20 protein-coding genes are annotated in these 22,542 nt (G+C 64.9%); 4 read left to right on the forward strand and 16 right to left on the reverse strand.

All coding sequences use genetic code 11. The features are described from left to right. Positions 1-123: 123 nt before the first annotated feature. The 15 genes from AB4118_RS01885 to AB4118_RS01955 all read right to left on the reverse strand — a co-directional run bounded on the left by AB4118_RS01885 (position 124) and on the right by AB4118_RS01955 (position 16,556). On the reverse strand, positions 124-1,443 hold the full coding sequence (locus tag AB4118_RS01885; protein ID WP_441488126.1) for a BatD family protein: 1,320 nt from the start codon (positions 1,441-1,443) through the stop codon (positions 124-126). Further along, positions 1,440-2,084 (reverse strand): tetratricopeptide repeat protein, encoded by a 645-nt coding sequence (locus AB4118_RS01890; protein WP_441488127.1) that lies wholly within the window; start codon positions 2,082-2,084, stop codon positions 1,440-1,442. Before AB4118_RS01890 ends, AB4118_RS01885 begins: the two co-directional genes overlap by 4 nt. Then, a complete protein-coding gene (locus AB4118_RS01895) occupies positions 2,081-2,998 on the reverse strand; it encodes a vWA domain-containing protein (RefSeq protein WP_441488128.1) in 918 nt (305 codons plus the stop codon). Before AB4118_RS01895 ends, AB4118_RS01890 begins: the two co-directional genes overlap by 4 nt. Then, positions 2,995-4,017 (reverse strand): VWA domain-containing protein, encoded by a 1,023-nt coding sequence (locus AB4118_RS01900; RefSeq protein WP_441488129.1) that lies wholly within the window; start codon positions 4,015-4,017, stop codon positions 2,995-2,997. Before AB4118_RS01900 ends, AB4118_RS01895 begins: the two co-directional genes overlap by 4 nt. Beyond that, positions 4,011-4,517 (reverse strand): DUF4381 domain-containing protein, encoded by a 507-nt coding sequence (locus tag AB4118_RS01905; protein WP_441488130.1) that lies wholly within the window; start codon positions 4,515-4,517, stop codon positions 4,011-4,013. The genes AB4118_RS01900 and AB4118_RS01905 overlap by 7 nt, the downstream gene beginning before the upstream one ends. Further along, positions 4,514-5,515 carry a DUF58 domain-containing protein gene (locus tag AB4118_RS01910; RefSeq protein WP_441488131.1) on the reverse strand — a complete coding sequence of 334 codons (1,002 nt, stop codon included), beginning with the start codon at positions 5,513-5,515 and terminating at the stop codon, positions 4,514-4,516. Before AB4118_RS01910 ends, AB4118_RS01905 begins: the two co-directional genes overlap by 4 nt. 13 nt (positions 5,516-5,528) lie before the next feature. Next, positions 5,529-6,515: an AAA family ATPase gene (locus tag AB4118_RS01915; protein ID WP_441488132.1), complete on the reverse strand. Its 987-nt coding sequence runs from the start codon at positions 6,513-6,515 to the stop codon at positions 5,529-5,531. A gap of 92 nt (positions 6,516-6,607) precedes the next feature. Next, positions 6,608-7,582, reverse strand: coding sequence for a formylglycine-generating enzyme family protein (locus tag AB4118_RS01920; RefSeq protein ID WP_441488133.1), 975 nt, complete (start codon positions 7,580-7,582; stop codon positions 6,608-6,610). A gap of 23 nt (positions 7,583-7,605) precedes the next feature. Then, positions 7,606-8,511, reverse strand: coding sequence for a polyphosphate kinase 2 family protein (locus AB4118_RS01925; protein ID WP_441488134.1), 906 nt, complete (start codon positions 8,509-8,511; stop codon positions 7,606-7,608). Between the two features lie 2 nt (positions 8,512-8,513). After that, positions 8,514-9,512 (reverse strand): HAD family hydrolase, encoded by a 999-nt coding sequence (locus tag AB4118_RS01930; RefSeq protein WP_441488345.1) that lies wholly within the window; start codon positions 9,510-9,512, stop codon positions 8,514-8,516. Positions 9,513-9,580: 68 nt separating this feature from the next. Then, entirely contained in the window at positions 9,581-12,130 is a 2,550-nt protein-coding gene (locus tag AB4118_RS01935; RefSeq protein ID WP_441488135.1) for a fused MFS/spermidine synthase, read from the reverse strand. An 83-nt stretch (positions 12,131-12,213) separates the two neighbouring features. After that, complete coding sequence (locus AB4118_RS01940) at positions 12,214-13,806, reverse strand: arylsulfatase (protein ID WP_441488136.1); 1,593 nt, start codon at positions 13,804-13,806, stop codon at positions 12,214-12,216. Between the two features lie 149 nt (positions 13,807-13,955). After that, complete coding sequence (locus tag AB4118_RS01945; RefSeq protein ID WP_441488137.1) at positions 13,956-14,774, reverse strand: hypothetical protein; 819 nt, start codon at positions 14,772-14,774, stop codon at positions 13,956-13,958. A 127-nt stretch (positions 14,775-14,901) separates the two neighbouring features. Continuing rightward, the gene (locus tag AB4118_RS01950; RefSeq protein ID WP_441488138.1) at positions 14,902-15,153 is read right to left on the reverse strand and encodes a hypothetical protein; all 252 of its coding nucleotides are present in this window, start codon (positions 15,151-15,153) and stop codon (positions 14,902-14,904) included. A gap of 188 nt (positions 15,154-15,341) precedes the next feature. Further along, positions 15,342-16,556 (reverse strand): amidohydrolase, encoded by a 1,215-nt coding sequence (locus tag AB4118_RS01955; protein WP_441488139.1) that lies wholly within the window; start codon positions 16,554-16,556, stop codon positions 15,342-15,344. A 314-nt stretch (positions 16,557-16,870) separates the two neighbouring features. Between AB4118_RS01955 and hemN the strand changes: the two genes are divergently transcribed. After that, positions 16,871-18,220: an oxygen-independent coproporphyrinogen III oxidase gene (gene hemN / locus AB4118_RS01960; protein WP_441488140.1), complete on the forward strand. Its 1,350-nt coding sequence runs from the start codon at positions 16,871-16,873 to the stop codon at positions 18,218-18,220. Between the two features lie 56 nt (positions 18,221-18,276). Here the strand turns inward: hemN and AB4118_RS01965 are convergent, their stop codons facing one another. Continuing rightward, positions 18,277-19,200, reverse strand: coding sequence for a LysR family transcriptional regulator (locus AB4118_RS01965; protein WP_441488141.1), 924 nt, complete (start codon positions 19,198-19,200; stop codon positions 18,277-18,279). Positions 19,201-19,327: 127 nt separating this feature from the next. Here AB4118_RS01965 and AB4118_RS01970 point away from each other — a divergent pair, with 127 nt between their 5' ends. The 3 genes from AB4118_RS01970 (at position 19,328) to AB4118_RS01980 (ending at position 22,377) form a co-directional block, all read left to right on the forward strand. Then, complete coding sequence (locus AB4118_RS01970) at positions 19,328-20,248, forward strand: alpha/beta fold hydrolase (protein WP_441488142.1); 921 nt, start codon at positions 19,328-19,330, stop codon at positions 20,246-20,248. Positions 20,249-20,740: 492 nt separating this feature from the next. Next, complete coding sequence (locus AB4118_RS01975; protein ID WP_441488143.1) at positions 20,741-21,256, forward strand: acyltransferase; 516 nt, start codon at positions 20,741-20,743, stop codon at positions 21,254-21,256. After that, the gene (locus AB4118_RS01980; RefSeq protein WP_441488144.1) at positions 21,253-22,377 is read left to right on the forward strand and encodes a DegT/DnrJ/EryC1/StrS family aminotransferase; all 1,125 of its coding nucleotides are present in this window, start codon (positions 21,253-21,255) and stop codon (positions 22,375-22,377) included. Before AB4118_RS01975 ends, AB4118_RS01980 begins: the two co-directional genes overlap by 4 nt. The last annotated feature ends 165 nt before the right edge of the window (positions 22,378-22,542 follow it).

Genomic DNA, 22,542 nt, shown 5'->3' on the forward strand with positions numbered 1-22,542 from the left:
ACATGGGAGCGATGGCTCCGAACCGTCGGGGCGAATTGTCGTGCGGTTGCGTGGAGCCCAGCCGCCGCAAGATATTTCCGATGAGACGCTGGGCGCTGGCATGATCGGCACTACATTGCGCAGTCATGCACTCTCCTGAAACGCAGGGCGCCGCGACGGAGGGGGCGGATTGAGCGGAGGGAGGGGTGGCGAGACGTGGACGAGGCCGGCCTTCTTGAGCGTAGGGAAGTGTGCGACCAGTTCTGCCAACTCCGCTCCGTTCTGTTTTGACCAACTGCCGCCCGTTCCGAACAGGGCGTGCTCGAGCTGCGTGATCAACGATTGCAAGCGGCTGTCCCGTCGCGCGGCGTCCTTGCCGTCCGGGGGCAATCGCTCCAGCCATGTCGCGAGCGCACGATAGCTCGCCGGAGCATCCCCGGTGCTGGCAATCCGGCGCAGAGTTTTTCGGGCAAAGGTCTCCGAGGCGAGATGTCTCTGCTCGCGCCTGCGCCATCGGGAGCTCAGCCAGGGCCAGAGCATGGCGCAAGCGAGCAGGACCAGCGCGGCGCCGAGCACCGGAATGACGAATTTGCGCCAGTTCGCAATGGCGTTGCACCAGGGCGGCTGCTGTGACGGGGCGGCCGCCGTCGCGGCGACTTTCAACGTGACCCCGGCCAGCGTCTCCGTCCGGGCTTGCCTGCCGTCGGTATCCCACCAGGGCTGCGAGAGACCCGGCAGAACATAGCTGCCAGGCTTCTCGAAGACATAGGTGGCCTTGTCGGTTCGAGAGCCCTCAACGGAGCCGCGATCGACCTTGTCGTCGACGACCGGCGGATCGACATAGACACGCACGCCCTCGGGCGCGGTAAAGCGAAAATCGACCATGCCGAGCGCCGGCACGCCCGTGGCCTTGCGCTGAATTGCGCGAGTGATCGCACTCCCGGCCCTGAAGGAAGACGACACCGGATCGGGAGACCAGGTCTCGCTGACGCGGACGTCGGATGCGGCAAGAACCGGACCGGAAGGGTCGATACCCGGTGGAACGGTGACCGAGAAATGTATCTGTTGTCCCTTGGCCGATCCAACGGGATCGCCGGCTCGGTCGAGAAGGGTGACATCGGCTGCCGGCACCTGGATATCGCCGCCGCGCCTTGGGAAAATCACGAACTCGAATCTCTGACCGACATAATCCTGATCGCCGATGCGATCCCGAATCGTGATCGCCTGAGTTTCGAAACGCAGGGTCTGGGCTCCTGGAGCCTCCGCGAGTTTGACCAGCGGCGGCCGTGGCATCTCGCTGGGAAACAGCACCTCGACATGCAGCTGCACCGGCTGGCCGATCACGATACCTTCCGAGGGTGCGATCGTCGTCCGAACCAGCGGCGTCGCAGCGGGGGCTTGCGCCAGTGCCGGGGCCATAGCCATGGCGAGCGCAACGACGACAGCCGCCACATGGCGCATCATGGCTGCGTCCCTGAGGCGGGCGATTGAAGCTGGTAGGAGAACTTCACGCGCAGGAAATCCGCGGGCCGGGTCTGAACCCTTTTGAGCCAGAGCGAGCGCACGGCCTCATCGGACATCGCCTGGGCGGGGTCCTCGATTGTCGTGTCCTCGCCGCCCTTCTTCGTCTTGTCGAAGACGATTTCATCGGGCTTGGACTCGGTGTTGTCATTGACCCCGCCTTCCGCCTTCTTGCGCTCGCCGCGGATGCGGGCGATCTCGCGGTTGGTAACGGCCTCCGGCCAGCCGGGCCGAAAGGTCAGCGCCCGGTCGTAGCGCTGCATGGCGTCATCGTACTGGCCGAGCATGATGAGGGCATTGCCCTGGTCATAGGCGCTCTCGGCGCTGTCGACCGCGGCAAAGGCCTGCGCTGCACTCTTGAAATCTCCCGCGCGGAAGAGGGCAACGCCCCGCCAGATCGGATTGCGAAAGGCATTGGCTGCGTCGGCAGGTCGGCCATTATCGAGCAGGATGCGGCCGCGCTGGTCCGGAGTCAGGAACAGGTTGGGCCAGCCGATGCGTTGGGCGAGGAGCGCCAGCAGGAGGACGGCGACGGCCGCGATGAGCGCATAGGGGGCACACATTTTGACGATCGGCCGGGTCATGTCAGCACCCATCCACGGCGGAACCAGAGCAGCGCGAGCAGGGCAAAGAGGGGCGTCAGCCAGTATCCCGCCTCCTGCCAATGCTGTCCTTCGCCAGCGACGTCGGCGGTGCGCCCGACGCGATCGAGCCGGCGCTCAATCGCGGTGATGTCCACCTGATCCGGCGTGGTCGCGACGACGGTCGCGCGAAGCGCGCGGGCTGCCTCTCCGGTGCTGGCTGCATCCAGATTGGCCGGTAGCAGAGACAGGATGGTGGTCGCGGCTACTGCGGTCTCGCCCAGTCGGGCAAGCTGATCACTCGCGACCGTGTCCGCCATCACCAGGATCGAGCCGCCATGCCCGTTGCCGGCCAGTACCCGCTGCGCCAAGGCGAGTGCATTGGCAAGGTCGTCGCCCTCCTTGGGCATGATCGCGGGCGACAGGGCCTTGGCGAGATCCAGCACCACCGTGCTGTCCTGGGTTGGTGGCAGGACAAGATGGCTCGAGCCGGAATAGGCGATGAGACCGGTTGCTGCCCCCTCGCGGAGGCTCAGCAGGTCAGAGAGCTTTTGGCGAGCCCGGTCCAGCCTGGTCGGGGCGAGATCTTCCGTCATCATCGACGGAGTGACCTTGAGGACAATGACGACCGGCGGCTTCGCATCGGCGAAGGGCGAGGGTTCGCGCTGCCAGGCCGGACCGGCGACGGCGATGGTTGCGAGCGTCCAGGCCGCCAAGAGCACGGCATTGGGGGTGATGCGTGACACGGGGCCATTGTCGACCAGAAGATATTTCAGCAACTCGGGATCGATGATGCGGCGCCACCGGCCGGCTGTATCAGCGGCCCGGTATTCAAGCAGCACCAGGACAAGGGCCGGAAGGAAGGCGAACAGCCAAAGTGGGCGCTGGAAGTGGAATGCGGAAAGGGTTTCGATCATGGCGCCCCCTTCGAGATCGCGAGATCGTTGATCCGAAGCGCAGCACGCAGGTATCGGCGCCGCAGCATTCGCAGCGCCTGCAGCAGCAGCGACAGGCTCAGGCCCGCGGCCAAGGGCATCCAATAAATATCGCGCTTCGGGCGAAAACTCACCGTATCGATCTTGCGGGTCTCGATCTCGTCGAGCCGCTGGTAGATCTCGGCGAGTTGGGATCGGTCGAGCGCGCGGAAGAAACCTCCCTTCGTCGTACTGGCGACCTCCTTGAGAGCGCCCTCGTCAAGCTTGTCTTCACCGGCCGCCGTGGGATCGCCGACGGCGACTGTATGGATGACGATGCCCCGGTCCCTCGCGACACCCGCGGCCTCCACGGGGGGGACCTTGCTGGCGGTGTCGTTGCCGTCGGTCAGCGCAATGATCGTCTTCGCTTTGACGGTACTGCGGTCGAAGAGCCCGATGCCGAGGCCGATCGCGTCGCCGAAGGCCGTGCGCGGACCGGCCATTCCGACGACGGTGTCGCGCAGCAACGCGCGGCTCAGTTCGAGATCGGTCGTAAACGGCACGAGGACGAATGGCGCATCGCCAAAGACGACGACGCCGACCCGGTCGCCCTTGCGTCGCGACAGGAACTCGTCGAGCACTTGCTTGACCGCCGTCAGTCGGTCGACGGTCTTGCCCGATGCGTCGACGAAGTCCTTCGTGTCCATCGACCCGGACAGGTCGACGAGAAGCAGCAGGTCCCTGGTTGGGCGGTCCTGATGAAGCGGCGGCTCGATCCATTGTGGGCGCGCGAGCGCAGCCACAGCCAGTAGCCAGCAGAGAATCAGGACGAACAAGGGAAGAGTGCGGCGTGGCGTAATCACTCCTCCCAGATGCGGGGTTTGACCGCTGAGCGTCGCAAGACGACCGAAGAACGGAACGCGCAAGCCTGTCCGATTGCTCGCATGGGCGGGCAGAAGCAGCCAGACCGCTATCGGCAGGGGGGTGATCAGGGCCAGCCAGGGATAGGCGAAGGTCAGCATGGTGAGGCCTCCGCGACGGTAGGCGTGCGGTGGGCGCGGACCCATAGCTCGGCATGCCCGATGAGAAGCCGTAGTTCAGACGGATCCGGCTTGGTCCTGCCATCGAAGGCCTCGGTGAGCAGCCGATGTATCGTGGCCGGATCGAAGCCCGTGCCTGCCTCGTGTGCAACGAAATCGGCCCAAGCGGGGCCGCTGAGCGAGGCAATTTTGTCGCGGCCGTATTCGACCATGGCGACGCGCTTCATCACCGCGGAGATGCGGGCGACGGCGTCGGGATCGTTCTGCTCTATCCCAGCCGATATGGTCTCCAGTTCGGCGATCGCCGCGCGACGATAGGCGGCGGCGCGGTAGCGTTGGACCGCGCGCCAGGCCGGAACCGCGAGCATCGCGAGGCACGTTGCCGCGACGATCCAGAGCCCCGGCGCGGGCGGCCAGAACGGAATGTCCGGGGGCAGCACCAGGTCGCGAAGATTGGCCAGGCTCCCGGGATCGTCGCTCATCGCAGCGGCCGCCCTTGCGCTGCCGCGGCCCGGCGTTCGCTGCGTCTGCCAATGAGTTCGCGGAACTGTGCCGCAACATCGAGGCTTGTCGAGATCGGAAGAATCGGGATCGCCCGATGGCGGGAGAGATCCGCCAGTCGTGCGCGCCAGTCTGCATGCTCGCGCGCGAACCGACTACGCAGATCCTGAGAGGAAGAATCGATTTCGATCTGGCCAAGACTGGAGCTGAAAACGGCGGGGCCGACATCCGGCAGGTCACGCTCGAGCGGATCGTGAACGTAGACGGCCAGAACATCGTTGTGAGCACAAAGGCGGGTGATCAGCTGCGCCGTTTCCTCATCCTCGCCGGCCGCATCGGAGATCAGGCAGACCAGCCAGTCATGCGTCGCCATGCGGACCGCATGGCGAAGGGCTTCATTGAGCTGGGCCGCCGCCGACGTCGGTTCTGGCTGGCCCAGGGCGTGATTTTGCTTCACCACTTCCGAAAGCACGCGGATCACGCCGATATCACGCCCCTGCGGCTTGATGTCGACGATCTGCCGATCGCCAAAGACGACCGCGCCGATGCGATCGCCGAGTGAGGTGACGCGCCAGGCACTGAGTGCGGCGGCTTCGGCGGCTGCGACTGACTTCATCGCCCGCTGGCTGCCGAAGAACATCGTGCTGCGCTGGTCGACGATCAGGAGGACCGGCCGATCGCGCTCTTCCGAATAGACGCGGACATGAGGAGAGCCGAGACGAGCCGTCGCCAGCCAGTCGATCGAACGGGTATCGTCCCCCTCGAAATAGTGGCGCAACTCCTCAAAGTTCAGGCCGCGTCCCCGCAGGCGTGAGGCATGCCGGCCGGCAAGCAGGCTGTGAACCGGCTGGCGAGGCAGAAAGCTGAAACCCTTTGCACGGTGCTTCAGCCGCAGCAGGTCATCGAGCGAGACAAAGACGCGCGCGCCAGTTTCCGGAACGGCGCTGCCTGCTCCCTGTCTTTCCCGCATCAACGCCATGAGCCGCTCCGCCCTAGGCCGCGACCGCAACCAGTTTCATGATCTCGTCCAGCACACCGTCCGCATTCACGCCGTCGGTGCCGGCCTCGTAGCTGAGCGACAGGCGATGGCGCAGGCAGTCATGGACAATCGCCTGGACATCTTCGGGCGTGACATAATCGCGTCCGTTGAGCCAGGCATAGACGCGCGAGCAGCGATCGAGTGCGAGCGAGCCGCGCGGGCTTGCCCCGACTGCGATCCAGTTCTTCAGCTTGTCGCCGAATTCGGCGGGCCTGCGCGTCGCGGCGACAAGGGCGACCATATAGGTCTCGACGACCGCTTTCGTCGTCACCCGGTCGATCTCGGAGCGCGCCTCGAAGATCAGCTTCTGCGGGATCTTCGGCGGAGGTTGCGCGGCAGCACCCGTCGGCTCAGCAGCTTCCCCGCGAACGAGCCGCATCACCTTCACCTCATCGGCATCGGTGGGGTAGTCGATCCGGATATGCATGAGGAAGCGGTCCATCTGCGCTTCCGGGAGAGGATAGGTTCCCTCCTGCTCGATCGGGTTCTGGGTCGCGAGCACCATGAAGAGGTCGGGCAGGTCGTAGCGCTTGCCGGCGACCGTCACATGCCGTTCCTCCATCGCTTCGAGGAGCGCCGACTGGACCTTGGGCGGGGCGCGATTGATCTCGTCAGCCAGGACAAGATTGCCGAAGATCGGGCCCTTGCGGAACTCGAACTGGCCGTCGCCGCGCAGGATCTCGCCGCCGGTGACGTCCGAGGGGAGAAGGTCCGGCGTGAACTGAATGCGGCTGAAGTCGGATTCGAGATTATTCGAAAGGCTCTTGATGGCGCGGGTCTTGGCGAGACCCGGCAGGCCCTCGAGCAGGACATTGCCATTGGCAAGCAGTGCGACGACGAGCCGTTCGACGACGCGTTCCTGGCCGATGATGTCCTGGTTGATCCGCTTCTGCAGATCGACGACCGCATCCCGAGCCGCCGATCCCCTGCCGTCGCTCATCAGCCTGTTCCCTCCGGAATGCGAATGGGGCTTTCGCCGGAATTCTGAACGAAGCGGCGCTCTAGTCAGCAACGTAACCGTTACAGCTGCATTCAGGTCGGGGGGATGGGCTCGGTCCGGACCACGCAACGGAAGCCGACATGGCTCGTCGAGGTATCCACCGGTTCGGCATGGCGGGCGGCCGGGCGATAGCGCCGGCAATAGCTTGGTGCGCAGAGATGCGAGCCGCCCTTAAGGACCCTGCGCGGAATGCGGATCGCAGGCTGACGCGGATCATAACTGTTGGCCTCGGGGCCGCCGCGGGGATTCTGCGGCACGCAGCAGGCCTTGGGTGCATCGCCTTGATGGCGTGTCGACCAGAAATCCGTTGTCCACTCCCAGACATTGCCGATCATGTCGTGGACGCCATAGCCGTTGGCGGGAAAGGCGCTGACAGGAGAGGTGCGCGCAAACCCGTCTTCCCGCGTATTCTCGTGGGGGAAATTGCCCTGCCAGGTGTTGGCCATATGACGCCCGCCAGGCGTCAACTCGTCGCCCCAGGCGAACTCGACATCCTCAAGCCCGCCACGTGCGGCGAATTCCCATTCGGCCTCGGTCGGCACGGCCTTTCCGGCCCAGGCTGCATAGGCTTCGGCATCGCGATAGGCGACATGCACGACCGGGTGGTCGTCGAGCCCCTTGATCGACGACCCCGACCCATAGGGTTTGCGCCAGGTCGCGCCGAACTGGAATTTCCACCATTGCGACCAGTCGCGCAGGTCGACCGCATGGGTCGGTGGGTTGAACATCAGCGAGCCTGCTCGCAGCATATGGGGCAGGGCGCCGGGATAGTCCTTTGGGTCCGGCGGGATCTCGGCGAAGGTGACGTAGCCGGTTGCTTCGACGAAGGCGCGAAACTGCGCATTGGTGACCGGAGTCGCGTCGATCCAGAAACCATCGACCGTGACGCGATGGCTCGGCGCCTCCTCCGGATAGTGCTTGTCCGAGCCCATGCGGAAGGTTCCGCCGGGAATGCGGATCATGCCGCTCAACGTGTCGATCCTGTCCAGTACCGCGCCATCCGTCATGGTCGTCGGGCCTCCGCTGCTGTTCAATCCGCCTTGGCGCGCTCGGACCGCTCCTCGCTCGCCAATACCTTGCGCGCCTGTGCCATGGCCTTGCGCATGTCGTCGTCGACCGTCGGAAACTGTGGGTCGAGCTGTTCGAGCTTTTCGCCAATGGCTGCCGCCACGGCGAGCCGCGTGAACCATTTGTGATCTGCGGGAATGACGTACCAGGGCGCGCTCTTCGTCGCGGTGCCCCGGATCGCATCCTCATAGGCACCCATATACTCGTCCCAATGACCGCGCTCGGCCAGATCCCTTGAGTCGAATTTCCAGTTCTTGTCCGGTTCGTCGATCCGGGCGAGGAGACGGCGCCGCTGTTCGTCCTTTGAGACATGCAGGAAGAATTTCAGGATCGCGACGCCGTTGCGCGAAAGGTGCTGCTCGAAATCGCGCATGCTCTCGAAACGCTCGCGCCAGATATCGTCTGTGATCAGCTTGGGCGGGAGGTTCTGCGCTTCGAGGACCGAGCGATGGACCCGCGCGACCAGGACCTCTTCATAATAGGAACGGTTGAAGATCCCGATATGACCGCGTTCCGGCAGTGCGCAGGTGGTGCGCCACAGGAAATCGTGCCGCAGCTCGATGGTGCTTGGAGCCTTGAAGGACGTCACCTCGCAGCCTTGCGGGTTGATGCCCGACATGACGTGCTCGATCGTGCCGTCCTTGCCGGCCGCATCCATCGCCTGGAAGATGACGAGGAGCGACCAGCGCCCTTCGGCGTAGAGCCGCTCCTGCAGCGCGTGCAGACGCTTGACCCCGGCTGCCAGCAACTCCTTGGCGTCGTCCTTCTCACTGTCGAAACCGCAAACATCGGCGGGGTCGACGTCGGAAAGCCGAAACTTGTCGCCGTCCGTGATCCTGAAGCGCTTGACCACGTCTTCCTTGTTCATCGCTACGGCTCCGGCGGAAAGACAGCCTTCCAGTCCGACTTCATGTCGACAATGGTCCAGCCGTTGGCTTGGCCCTCATTGAGAGCCTTGTCGAGCTTACCGATAGGCGACTTGCGGTCATAGGCCCATTCGCGCTCGGCATCGGTGTGATGGATGATGAGGGCCAGGCGTGGCCCATCGCCGGCCGTCGTATATTGCAGCATCTGCAGGTCGCCGTCGGAATTGCCGAAGGCCAGGATCGGTCGCCGGCCGATGAAGCGGTTGATCCCGACAGGCTTTCCGGGACCGTCATCGATGAACTCGACCTTGGCGTCCTTGAACAGTTCGGGCTTGCCGCTCGGGCTCAGCCTGAATGTCACTGCACCGGCGGAGCCGACCACCTGTTCGGGCGGGATGCCATAAACCTTGTCGGCGAAGACGCGCATGAATTCGACGCCACCGCCCGAGACGATGAAGGTCTTGAAGCCGTTGGCGCGCAGATAGGTCAGCAGCTCCAGCTGCGGCTGGTAGACCATCTCGGTATAGGGGCGCTTCTTCGTCGGGTGCCGCGCGGTGTTGAGCCAGCTGACGACCAATCGCTCGAATTCCCGTGTCGTTATCCCGGAATGGGCAGCCGCCATGATCTGCAGGAGGCCCTTTTCTCCGGAGGCCGCCAGCCCCTTCATGTCGCCGGCCAGGACCGACCTGTAGGGTTCCTTGCTCTTCCACTCCGGATACAGGGGAGCGAGCCGCTTCACCTCGTCGAAGGCGAACTGAAGCTGGAAATAGACCGGCTGCTCGGCCCAGAGCGTGCCGTCATTGTCGAAGGTGGCGATGCGCTCCGCCGGCTTGACGTAATTGGGGCCGCCCTCCTGCGTTACCCTTCTGACGAATTCGACGATGGCGGTCTTTGCCTTGCCGTCGTTCCAGGATGGCAGAGGGTCGGATTGGGCGAGGACGGCGCCATTCCACGCCCAGGATGAGACCAGGAACAATGCGGCCAGGGCAGCTCGAACGTTCAGCACCGGGTTCTCCTTCTCAATGTCGGGCTTCCGGGGGCGGGCATCCCGCAGAACGCTTCCGCGCTCGCTCATTCGCGAGGGCCCCCTGTGAACCAGTTATAATAGGGGTTGGTGGGATCGGCCTGGATCACGCGCCGCATCTGCCGCGCCCAGCGCGCCCGGTCGCCGACATAAGCGGCAAGGCCGGCATCGTAGAATGTCACGAGTCTGCTGCGCTCATTTGCAAGATCGGCCCGGAATGCATCGTCGGCGCCGATGACCGGCGGTTCTCCCTGCATCTCCAGGAGAATGGGCAAGGTCCGCGCCAGTTCGAGCCGCCGCACCCAGCCTGCATATTCGATGCGCGGATCGTCATCCGTCACGGGGCGAGCAGCGCTTGCATAGCGCTCCAGCCCCTGCCGATCGGTGACGAAGGTCGCGAGGAGAGCCGCAGGGGAATCGATTCCGACATCACTCAGAGCCTTTGCCACCTCCGGCTGTGCGAAGCGGCCGGCGATCCTCTGCAGATCCAGCGAAACCGGTTCTTGCGAGCCGATCAGCAGCATCTCGTGCAGCTCAGTGGTCCAGAGGGTGGCGTGCGGGAAGACGTCGAGGAAGCTGCGCACCAGAGACCGCGTGTCTTCGTCGTTCTGGGTCGGCAGGGGCAGCCACTGCGCGACGAGGCCCCCCTCGGCAAGGCGCGATTGAGCCAGAGCATAGAAATCGCTCGAATACAGGTTGGCGACGCCCGCAGCAGAGGGTGGCGGCGGTTCGAGCGTGATCAGGTCGTAGCGATCCGGGTTGCGCAGGAGCTCGCGGCGTCCATCGCGCAGGCGGATCTCGAGACGCGGGTCGGTTGCGGCCCGGAAGCTACCCTCGAAATTCGGCGCCGCGCGGATGACGCTCGGCAGCAATTCGGCAACGACGCGCCGGTCGAGGCCGGGATAGGTCAGCAAGGCTCCCGCCGTGATGCCGGTACCGAAGCCGATCACCAAAGCCGATTTCGGCTCGCGGTTGTGAATGATCAGCGGCAGCAATGCCTGCATCCGCATGTAGCGCAGGGATGGCATCGCATCGCCGGAATTGGAGACGCCCTGGATGTAGAGACGGCGGAAGCGGTTTCGGCCCGAGCTCCGCTCGACGACGGCGACCGTGCCGCCCAGGCCCTCGTCATAGAAGGTAAGGCTCGCGCCGCGGGCGCCGGGCATCAGCGTGGCGAGGCGATCGGATGGCAGGAGGATGGCGGTCGCGCATGTGGCGGCGCTGATGGCGAGCGCCGCGATCCAAGCCTTTGAGCCGGCGCGCCGTTCGCGCAAGGCAGCGACGGCTCCCACCAGCGCGGCGGCAACGGCGAGCACTGCGAGGGTCTGGACGAGCCCGAGCGCCGGAATGAGGACGAAGCCGGTGATGGCCGTGCCAAGAATGCCGCCGAGGGTATTCAACGCGACGATCATGCCGACACCGCGGCCGATATGCCGGGGGGCGACGATCAGGCGCAACGCCGCTGGAAAGGCCGCGCCTAGGAACAGGGTACTGGGAAGGACGACGCAGATCGCGGCGACGGCAAATCGGGCGGACATGCCGGCAAAGGCGCTGCCCGTCAGATTCAGCACTGCTGCCTCGACCAGGCCCTGGAGCTGGCTCAGCCAGGGGCCGAGCACGGCGATGGCCAGAGCGGCCGACAGGCCGGCCCCTGCGATGAGCAGGCCGAAGACACTCCATGGCTTCGTGACGCGATCGGCCCAGCGCGCGAAAATGGCAGCCCCCAGCGCGAGCCCGGTGAGATAGGTTGCGAGCAGGACGGAGAAGGCGAAGCTGCGCGTGCTCATGAAGGGCACGATCGTCTGCGACCACACTACCTCGTAACCCAGCGCGATGCCGCCTGCGACCGAGTAGAGGGCGATGGCCAGCGCGGCCGAAGGCGAGAAGCCGCTATCGGTCGGCTTGACCGCGTCGACGCTTGCGACAGCTGCCTTAGCGTTCGTTGCAAGCGCCGCGAGGGCCGCAACCAGGCAGATTGCGGCGGCCACGAGCGCCGAGCCGCGCATGCCGACCGCGGGAATGACAAGGAACGAGGCGAGCAGTGCACCGGTGATGGCGCCCGCTGTATTGGCCGCATAGAGCCGGCCGCCGACCTGACTGACATCGTCGCGCCGGGTGGCGGCGAAACGCGTCAGTGCCGGCAGCGTGCCGCCCATCAGCACGGCGGGCAAGCCGACGAGCGCAAACACCATCGCCCAGGCGAGCGGCGGTGTCGTCAATTCGAGGCGGGCAAAGAGCGGAGCTGCCTGCGACAGGCCGATGGTCGCAGCCATGGCGAGGATGGCGACGCCACCTTCGAGAGCGGCGTAGAGACGCAAGGGCTGAAGGTTGCGGTCGGCAATCGGTCCAAAGATCAGGCCGCCGATCGCGAGGCCGGCGAAGAAGGCGCTGACGCCGGTCGTCACGGCATAGACCTCGACCCCGACCACGGTCGAGAGCTGCCTGATCCAGATCACCTGGAGGATCAGCGCGGCCGTACCTGAGAGGAACAGCAAGCCGGCTGGCAGGGTGAGCGCAGCACGGACAACCGGCGTGGCGCGATCCCGGATCGCCCCAGCGCCGCGACGTCGCCTCGACGCTTCTGTCCCCACGCTCATGCCGGCTTTCAGCTTAAGGCCCATTTGAAGGAGACCAGCCGGCGCCTCGCGACGCCGGCTGGCACCATACCTGAGTTACAGGCTCACTCCAGACCACGCTTCCTGAACGACTCGTCGATCTTCCTGTCCACCTGTTTGCGGACCTGATCGACGCCGAAGCTCGCGGGCCGCTGGCTCGGGGGATATTCCACGAAGCTCTCGAGGAATTGCGTGGCTTTCATCACCCCCTGGGCGGCGAGATAGGCGTTCTCGGTCCGCCACTGATCGTACCCGCTGCCGGAGATCTCTGCATGCTCGTAGGGGTCCATGCGCAGATTGAACATCTTGGGCAGGCGCAAAGGAGTGAAGGGATTCGCCCAGACATCCATCTGGCCAGGCTGCTCCTGCTTTTCGAAGACGAGTTTCCAGTTGTCGAAGCGCATCGCGACGAGGGCGCCGTCGTCGTTGAAATAGTAGAACTCGTTGCGTGCGCTCTTGTCGGATTTGCCCGTGAGGTAGTCGATCTGGTTGAAACCATCGAGATGGTTGCGGAAGGTCGTCGGGTTGCCCTGCGGCTGCCAGCCCTTGAGGAGGCGATCCTTCACGGCTGTGTCACCAGCCGCAGCGAGCAGCGTCGGGAACCAGTCGAGGCCCGAGACGATGCCAGTGGCGATTTCGCCCGGCTTGACCTGGCCCGGCCAGCGGATCATGGCCGGCACGCGGAACGCGCCTTCCCAGTTCGTATCCTTTTCCGAGCGGAACGGTGTCGTCGCTGCATCCGGCCAGGTGAAGGCGTTGGGGCCATTATCGGTCGTGAAGACGACGATGGTGTTGTTGGCAATGCCGAGATCGTCCAGCGTCTTCAGCAGCTTGCCGACATTCTGGTCCATCTCCCACATGCCGTCGGCGTATTCGTTACCCGCCATGCCGCTCTTGCCGCGAAACTCCGGCCGCACATGCGTGAAAACATGCATGCGAGTGAAATTCATCCAGGTGAAGAACGGCTTGTTGGCGCGTACCTGCCTCTGCATGAAGTCGATCGCGGAACCCGTAGTCTCGTCGTCGACAGTTTCCATGCGCTTGCGCGTCAGTGGGCCCGTATCTTCGATCTTGCCATCGGCGGAGGTCCTCAGAACGCCCCGCGGCGACATCAGTTTGACGAATGTCGGATCATCCTTCGGCCAGTTGGGCCGTTCCGGCTCTTCCTCAGCGTTCAAATGATAGAGGTTGCCGAAGAATTCATCGAAGCCATGATTGGTCGGCAGGTACTCGTCCTTGTCGCCAAGGTGGTTCTTGCCAAATTGACCCGTGGCGTAGCCGAGCGGCTTGAGGGCCTGGGCGATGGTAATATCGCCTTTCTGCAGACCTACCGGGGCGCCGGGGATACCAACCTTCGAAAGCCCGGTGCGCAGCGGCGTCTGCCCGGTGATGAAGGAGGATCTCCCCGCCGTGCAGCTGTTCTCGGCGTAGTAGTCCGTGAACATCATGCCTTCCCGGGCGAGGCGGTCGATGTTCGGCGTCTTGTAACCGACCACCCCATGCGTATAGGCGCTGATGTTGGCCTGGCCGACGTCATCCCCGAAAATGACAAGGATATTGGGTTTGGCGGGAGGCGCAGTCTGGGCCTTCGCTGCTCCGCCGGATAACCCTAGCGTCAGTGCCAGGGCTGCGGCGGCCATGAACTTGTGGCGTTCCATGAATCACTCCCGGTGCCGGATCGACGCTCCGGGCCAGCCCGACAGCCGCCGGACGCGGCCCATGCGCGCCGGGCGACGGTCGCATGGGGGCGGCAAGGGCTTAAGCCTGTAACAGTTACGGTAAGCTAAGAGAGCGGCGGGCGACCAGTTCAGCCGGCGAGAGCCTTTGACACCGATTGGACTGCCTGCGCAGCGATCATGTCGATGGTGCTCGCACAAGGCACGTCGCGTTCGGTCTCATCGACGAAGTCGGAGCAGATGATCTCTCCGCTGCGCAGATCGGTGGCGCACCAGGAAAAGCGCTGGCAGGTCGACATCGGATGGACCGCGATGTCGAGCGCGTAAGTCTCCTCGGGGTGCAGGAGGAGTTTGCTGATCGCGATCGCGGCAGCTCTGCGCTCGGCAGACGGCATCGCGAACAGTCTGAAGCCGGCTGTGACGAGCCGCTTCATGATGGTTTCGATAAGCAGGTCGCCATGAACTGCCGCAAGCCGGGCCGCGCGGTCCGTCAGGTTCTTGATGATGATTGTCGGCAGGCTGGCGCCGGCGGACGCGATCCTCGCTGGCTCGGTAGCGAAAGCCGGTCTCGTGGATCCATTCCCTGACGGCCGCCACGTAAAGGATGGAACGTAGCTGCCGGGTGGCATCGCGATTCTGACGGGAGCGCTTGCTCCCGCCGTCTCGTAATAGGTTGCCAGCGCCGAGCGCAGGCGTGTCGCCTCGATCCGCACGATCGGGTCGGTGCCAGGGTCGAAACTGTCGTCGCGGCCGAAGACATCGACGCCGATCGAGTAGGCCTTGATACGGTCGGAATGGCCCGCAACGGTTTGCATGACGACAAAAGAGAGGAAGCGCCGGTTGCGCTCGGAAAGGCGCAAGGCCTCGTGCGCCAGCAGAGTGTCCAACGCTGCAAGGACGAGTTGGGGAGGAGGATTCCCGTCATGCAGCCTTGCAATGCGCCCGCCCATCACTCGCCTCGACAGCTAGGACTGAAGAAAGCCCGTAATTAGCTCTTGAAAGCCCAATGATGCCCTGCGAGCCAGCATGGATCAAGGCAGTATTCGATGAATTCCGCCAGAATCCGGGTCGGCTCCCTTAAGAAAGACCTAGCCGGATCAAGATATCTTGTTCTGTCGCGGAGACGAGGGCGTCGTATTCCCGGGCTCGCGCCGGGCCCACAGGCAGTGTCGATTTCGTCCAATAGGACTCGGCCTCGCAGGCTGCCTCATAAGCCTCGCACAGCTCTGCAAAGCCGGGGTCGCGGGCGAATTTTTCCCGCAGCTGCGCGCGCCGTTCTGGCCAGCGCAGCAAGAGCCTCGTCAGTCCACGCTTTTGCGCCTGCTCCATGGCAGCCTCCGGCCGAAGCACTGAGGGCCCGCATCTGCAGGGCATACTGCCAGCGTGGCGAAGTTTTGCGCGCCTGGAACTGTTGCCTGTAACCGTAACGGCAAGAGGGCGGACAGGCTGCGCCCCTTCGACAGCAGAATATGGTCCCGCGCCGCTTCCGGCGGCGCGGGAAAGTGGCGCAGGTAGCCTCAGGCCGCGGCTGCCCGCAGATCCTCGCCAAGCTCTTCGCTGACGATGTTCACCCAGTAGCGAATGCCGTCGGGAATGATCTCGTCGTTGAAGTCGAAGAGCGGCGTGTGAAGTCCCTTGAAGGAGCCGTCCGCCTCGACGCCATTGCCGATGCGCATGAAGGCGCCCGGCTTGATCTGCATCATTTCGGCGAAATCCTCGGCCCCGGTTCCCGGCCGGATCGCCCCATTGACATTGGCGGCGCCGACCGAAGCGGACGCGGCGGCCACTGCGACTGCGACCTGATCCGGCTGGTTCCGCAAGGCGCTCGGTCCGCGCCGATAGGAGGCCTCCGCGGTGCAGCCCCAGGCTTGCGCGGTTGCCGCGGCAAGTTCGGCAATCCGTCGCTCGACCAGATCGCGGATTTCCGGCGCGTAGGTGCGCGCCGTACCGCCGATGACGAGCTCGGCCGGGATGACATTGCTGGCTTCCGCCGAGCCGGCATGGACATAGCCGACGCTGATCACGGCGGTGTCGAGCGGCGCGACATTGCGCCCGATGATGCCCTGCAATCCGAGCACGAAATGGGCCTGCGCATAGGTGATGTCGGTCGAGAGGTGAGGCTGTGAACCTCCATGCCCACCGACTCCGCGGAAGATCACCTGCCAGCTATCGGCCGCAGCCAGCATCGGGCCGTTGCACGTGCCGAAGGACGAGGCCGGCATGCCTGGTGAGTTATGCAGCCCGTAGATCGCATCGCAGGGGAAGCGCGCGAATAGCCTGTCCTTCAGCATGGCGAGCGCTCCGCCGCGCCCTTCCTCCGCCGGCTGGAAGATCAGATTCACGCTGCCGGCGAAATCGGGGTTCTCGGCGAGGTAGCGCGCCGCGCCGAGCAGCATGGTCGTGTGCCCGTCATGGCCGCAGGCATGCATGCGGCCCGGATTCTGCGAGGCATAGGGCAGCCCTGTCTCCTCGATGAGCGCAAGCGCGTCCATGTCGGCGCGCAGTCCGATCGCGCCCTGGCCCGGCCGGCGGCCACGGATGACACCGACTACGCCGGTTCCGCCGACGCCTTCGGTCACCTCGACGCCCCATTCCCGGAGTTTGCCCGCGACCAGCGCGGCCGTGCGGTGTTCTTCCAGGCCGAGCTCCGGATGGGCATGGATGTCGCGCCGGATCGCCGTGAACTCAGCGTGATGCTGGTCGAGCCAGATATCGAACCGCGTTTTCGTCATGTGTGGTCTGTTCCCCATTTTCGTGCATGCAACTGCCGCGGCACCCCGGAGGGCTTGCCTCGGCAGCAACCTGCGACGACAGCGCAGGCGGAGCGTGGCGTATTCCAGAAGAGGAGCCCGTGCTTGGCAAGAGCTCTGAGCGATGGGCGGAACTGCGTTGGGAGCCATGGCGGTCGCGCCAGAGCCCAATCCTCTCAAGTCGGTAGCACGCCCCATCGATCGGGGCGGCATTTGTCCTGGATCAAGGATCGTTCGCCGGGGCGCGCTAGACACATGCCATTGAAATCGACTCTGGCAAGACAGGGATACGTGTCATGATCAATGTCCGGGCGCGGTATTTCGACGAGCGCCTGCCGCGCTATACCAGCTACCCGACTGCGCCACATTTCACGGGCGAGATCGGTGCGGAAAGTTATGGCGATTGGCTGCGGGCGCTGAGGCCCGGAACGAAGGCCTCGCTCTATCTCCACATCCCGTTCTGCCGCTCGATGTGCTGGTATTGCGGCTGCCACACCAGTGTTGCCCTGCGCGACCAGCCGATCGTCGATTATCTCGCAGTCCTGCGCCGCGAGATCGCGCTCGTTGCCGATCGGCTCGCTGCGCCGCTCCAGGTCCAGCATGTCCATTTTGGCGGTGGTACGCCGACGATCATCGCGCCGGACGATTTCCTTCGTCTGGTTGCGCTGTTGCGGGAGCGCTTTGTCATCGCCCCCTCGGCCGAGATCGCCGTCGAGATCGACCCCCGCAGGCTGACAAGGGCGGTGACAGAGGCCCTGGCTGCATCCGGCGTCAATCGGGCGAGCCTCGGAGTCCAGAGCTTCGATCCGGTGGTGCAGGAGGCGATCAACCGCATCCAGAGCGTCGAGCAGACGGCAAGCGTCGTCGCCGGGCTCAGAGCTGCCGGCATCAGCGGCTTGAATTTCGACCTGATCTACGGGCTGCCGAAGCAGACGGTCCGATCTTGCATCGAGACCGTCGAGCGCTGCGTCGCGTTGCGGCCGGACCGCCTCTCGGTCTTCGGCTATGCTCATGTGCCCGGCTTCAAGAAACATCAGCGCAGGATCGACGAGGCGGATTTGCCTGACGGGTTGGAACGTCACGAACAGGCTGAGGCAATGGCCGAGGCGCTGGTCGCCGCCGGCTATGTCCGCATCGGCCTCGATCATTTTGCCCTGCCGGACGATAGCATGGGGCAGGCAGGGGCAGAGGGCGTGCTGCGTCGCAATTTCCAAGGCTACACCACTGACGGCGCCGAGGCGCTGATCGGCTTCGGCGCCTCGGCGATCGGCCGCCTTCCCGGCGGATATGTCCAGAACGAGGTCGTCATCGGCCGCTATGCCGAGCGTGTGCTGAGCGGGGCGTTGGCCACGGCGAAAGGCTTCCGGCTCAGTACTGACGACCGGCTGCGTGCCGAGCTGATCGAACGCCTGATGTGCGATCTCACGGTCGATATCGGCGCCGTCTGCGCCAAGCACAAGGCGAACCCGGAGGATCTGGCGCCATCCTTCCCGCGACTGAAGGCGCTGGCGCAGGACGGGGTCATTCACTTCGACGGTAGTCGCGTGCTGATGCCGGAGGATTCGCGCCTGCTTGTCCGCAAGGTGGCCTCGGTCTTCGATGCCTATCTCGCTCAGCCGGGGCGCAGCTACAGCCGCTCGGTCTGAGCGCAGATGCATCCAATGCCTCGGCGGCGCAGTGCGGTGCCGAGAATGTGTCGTGTTCACGACATCGGCGAGGCCTGGGCGACCGCTGTCTCCCAATAGGGCGGATTCCCGAAGCTCTGGCGCAGATGTTCCGTCAAGGCGCGTACCTTGACGGAGGCTGCGCGGTCGCGGGGATGGGCGACGTGGACTTCAGCGCCTTCGGCCTCGATCCCGACATCGACGATCTGCAGGTCGCCGCGGGCGACCTGCTCATGGACGACAAAGGTCGGCAGCAAGGTGATGCCAAGCCCTGCCAGGGCGGCGTCGCGCATCATCAGCCCGTTATTGACGCGCACGGCCGGCTGCGCTCGCACCACGACTGCGCCGCTCTCGCTGTGAAACCGCCAGTCCGAGTCCCGGTTCATGTAGAGGATCGCGCGATGCTGCCTGAGTTCGATCAGCGTCCCCGGTCTGCCACAGGCATCCAGATAGGCAGGCGAGGCGACGAGGACGCGGCGGCTGCTCGCAATGTGCCGCGCGACAAGTCGCGTGTCATGGATTGGGCCATGGCGGATGACGGCATCGTAGCCATCCGCCGCCGCATCGACGAAGCGATCCTCCAGCTCCAGTGCCAGCTCGATCTTGGGGTTGGTCGCCAGGAAGGAAAAGATCGCGGGGCCGAGATGCAGGACCCCGAAGCTGACGGGTCCGGAGATCCGCAGTGGTCCGACCAGCTCGCTTCGCCGTTCGGCGAGTTCTGCCACGGCCTCCTCGGCCTCGCGCAACAAGCGCCTGCCGCGCTCCAGGAAGGCGGTGCCGCCTTCGGTCAGCGACAGCTTGCGGGTGGTTCGCTGCACAAGTCGCGTGCCCACCAGCCGTTCCAGCTCCGCCAGCCGTTCGCTGACCACGGATTTGGCCAGTCCCATGCGCTGGGCCGCAGCGGTGATCGATCCGGCTTCCGCGACCATCACGAATGCCGCGACTCCGTCGAGCTTCATCATTGTTCGCTATTTCCGGAAACCAGTTTCGCTTTCTGGCGGCTACTCCAGACAATGGCGCAGCGCCATCATCTCGTCGAGAGCAAGGCCGTGCCCTGGAGTGCCCGGCCAGACATGAGGAGAGATCGCGATGCTTCGCTTCCTGGCCGCCGCTACCGGCGCCCTTCTTTTCGCTGCCCCCGCGTTGGCTCAGATTGTTCCGTTTCCGGCGGGTTTCCGCACGCAGGAGATCCCGACCAACGGTACGACGTTGCACGTACGGGTCGGCGGACAGGGGCCGGCGGTCGTCCTGCTGCACGGCTATGGTGAAACCGGCGACATGTGGGGCGAGATGGCGGCCGATCTCGCGCGGGACCGGACCGTGATCGTTCCCGACCTGCGTGGCATGGGCCTTTCGGCCATCCCCGAAAAGGGCTTCGACAAGAAGAACCAGGCCGCCGACATTGCCGGCGTCCTCGATGCCCTGAAGGTGGACCGGGCGGAGCTGGTGACCCATGACATCGGCAACATGGTCGGATTTGCGCTTGCCGCCGGGTATCGCGATCGCGTGACGAAGTTCGTGCTGATCGATGCCCCCTTGCCGGGCGTCGGCCCCTGGGAGGAGATCCTGAAGAATCCGCTGCTCTGGCACTTTCGCTTCGGCGGCCCCGACATGGAGCGGCTCGTCGCCGGCCGCGAGCGCATCTATCTCGATCGCTTCTGGAATGAATTCTCGGCGACCCCCAGCCGGTTCAGCGAAGCTGCGCGAGAGCATTATGCGGCGCTCTACGCCAGGCCGGGGGCGATGCGCGCGGGCTTTGCCCAGTTCGCCGCCTTCGATCAGGATGCTGTCGACAACAAGGCCTTCCTGGCAAAGGGCAAGCTGACGATCCCTGTGCTGGCGATCGGGGGGGAGAAATCCTTCGGACTGGGCATGGCTGCGGTCATGAAGTTCGCAGGCGAGAACGTCCAGGGCGCGGTTGTGCCCGGTAGCGGACATTGGATCATGGAGGAGAATCCTGCGGCGACCGTCGCTCTGGTCCGCAGCTTCCTGGATGCCGGGCGACCATGAGAGCGGCGACCCGGTCGCGTCGGAGCGCCGCTGCCTTCGACCGGATCATGCGTCGCCGTCACCTATACGTTCACTGAACCGGAAGGGCCGATCTGCCGAAGCGGAGGCCCCTCTGTCCAACAGGGTCGAGCGCTGGCGATAACGGTCCACTGAGCGAGAGCGCGCATCTGCCCTGCGACGGCCAGCCGGGCCGCTCATTCACGAATAAAAATCGAGAGGATCCTGCCCGCGGCAGTGCGCAAGGCCGCGCCTCCGGTCTTCCCCGGCGATTGTCAGGCGCTGCGTCGGGCGGGGGTGCGGCAGACCTTGGTGGCGCGGCCTGCAAGGTCCTGCTGCCACGGGAGGAGAAGCAATTCGTCGGAAGGTGTAGGGAGCCTACTGCTGCGGGCGATCCGCCTATAGGCTTCATCCGAACGAGGCGCGCCCTATTCCCATCGTTCCGGTTCCGCTTTTGCACGCTAGCGTTCTGCCGGAGCAGGGAAGGGGAGCGCCATGCCCATCATCGATGTGGACTTCGGTGATGATGTCGTCGTCAGCCACCCCGATCTCGTCAATCTCTATGGCTGTGCGATCGGCTCGGGCACACGGATCGGCCCCTTCGTCGAGATCCAGCGCGGTAGCCGCATCGGCCGGCGCTGCAAGATATCCTCGCATTCCTTCATCTGTGAGGGGGTGGTGCTCGAGGATGAGGTCATGATCGCCCATGGCGTGATGTTCACCAATGACCGCATGCCGCGCGCGGTCAGGCCGGGGGGATCGCGAGAGGCGCAGGCATGGGCCCAGGAGGCCACGGTCGTGCGCCGAGGGGCGTCGATCGGCTCGAATGCCACCATTGGCTGTGGGGTCGAGATTGGAAGCTACGCCGTGGTCAGCTGCGGCGCAGTCGTGATGCGTGATGTGCCGGCCCGCGCGGTGGTCGCCGGGGTCCCGGCCAGCGTCATCGGCCATGCCGGAGCCAACGCCACTGCACCCAGGTTGTTTGAAACCGTACTGGGGGAAACCTCATGATCCCATTTCTCGATCTCAAGGCTCAGTTCAAGACGGTGCAGGAGCCGCTTGAGGCGGCCGTCCTCTCCGTCCTGCGCAGCGGCAACTATGTCCTGGGCGAACCGGTCGCGGCCTTCGAGCGCGCGTTCGCTGAATATTGCGGTGTCGGGGAAGCCGTGGCCGTGAGCAGCGGCACGGCAGCCCTGCACCTGGCTCTGCTCGCGGCCGGTGTCGAACCCGGGGACGAGGTGATCACGGTACCAATGACCTTCGTCGCAACGGTGGCCGCGATCCACTATGCGGGAGCGAAGGCGGTTCTGGTCGATGTCGATCCCAACAGCTTCACCATGTCGCCGGAAGCCTTCGAGGCTGCCATCACGCCGGCGACCCGTGCCGTCGTGCCCGTCCATCTCCATGGCAGGCTTGCCGATATGGCGGCGATCGGCGCCATCGCCAATCGCTACGGCATCACCGTGATCGAGGATGCTTCCCAGGCCCATGGCGCGGAGCGCGATGGCATGCGGGCAGGCGCCTTCGGCTCATATGGCTGCTTCAGCTTCTATCCCGGCAAGAATCTCGGGGCCTGCGGCGAGGGGGGCGCGGTGGTCACTCACGATTCCAAGGCCGCTCAGCTGCTGCGCAGCTTGCGCGACTGGGGGCAGGAGGGACGATCCAATCACGTCAGGCCCGGCTTCAATCTGCGCCTCGACGCGATCCAGGCCGTGGCGCTGCAGGTCAAGCTGCCCTATCTCGATGGCTGGACACAGAAGCGCAGAAGGATCGCTTCGGCCTATGAGCGGCTGCTGGGCGACACTGAGCTGCAGCTTCCGGCTCCGGCCCGGCGTGCGGAACACGTCTTTCATGTCTACGCGATCCAGAGCGAAGAGCGGGACAGGCTGCGGACGGAACTCGCCAAGGCGGGGGTTTCGACCGGCATCCACTATCCCCGCCCGGTTCATCTGCAGCCGGCCTATGCCGGGTTGGGTTACGTGCCCGGCGACTTTCCAGTCTCGGAGCGGCTGGCGCGGCGTTTTCTCTCGCTGCCGATCTTCCCGGAACTTGTCGCACCCCAGCTGGCGCGGGTCGCTTCCGCTCTTATCCGGTGCTGCGAGGAGCGGCACGTCCACGCGGCCGATGCGTGAAGCCGTTGATCGTCACCACGCGCAGTTTCCCGGTGGGGGAGTCCTTTGGGGCGCCAAAGTACAATGAAACGTTTGAAACTGGGTCCGACAAATGCAGCTTATCGGGGATTGGCGGTTAACATAAGTTAACCCTTCGGGCCATCGCGCGGCCTTGGCGGAGGGGGT

The organism is Allobosea sp. 2RAB26, assembly GCF_052115465.1.
In the GTDB taxonomy this organism is placed as follows: domain Bacteria; phylum Pseudomonadota; class Alphaproteobacteria; order Rhizobiales; family Beijerinckiaceae; genus Allobosea.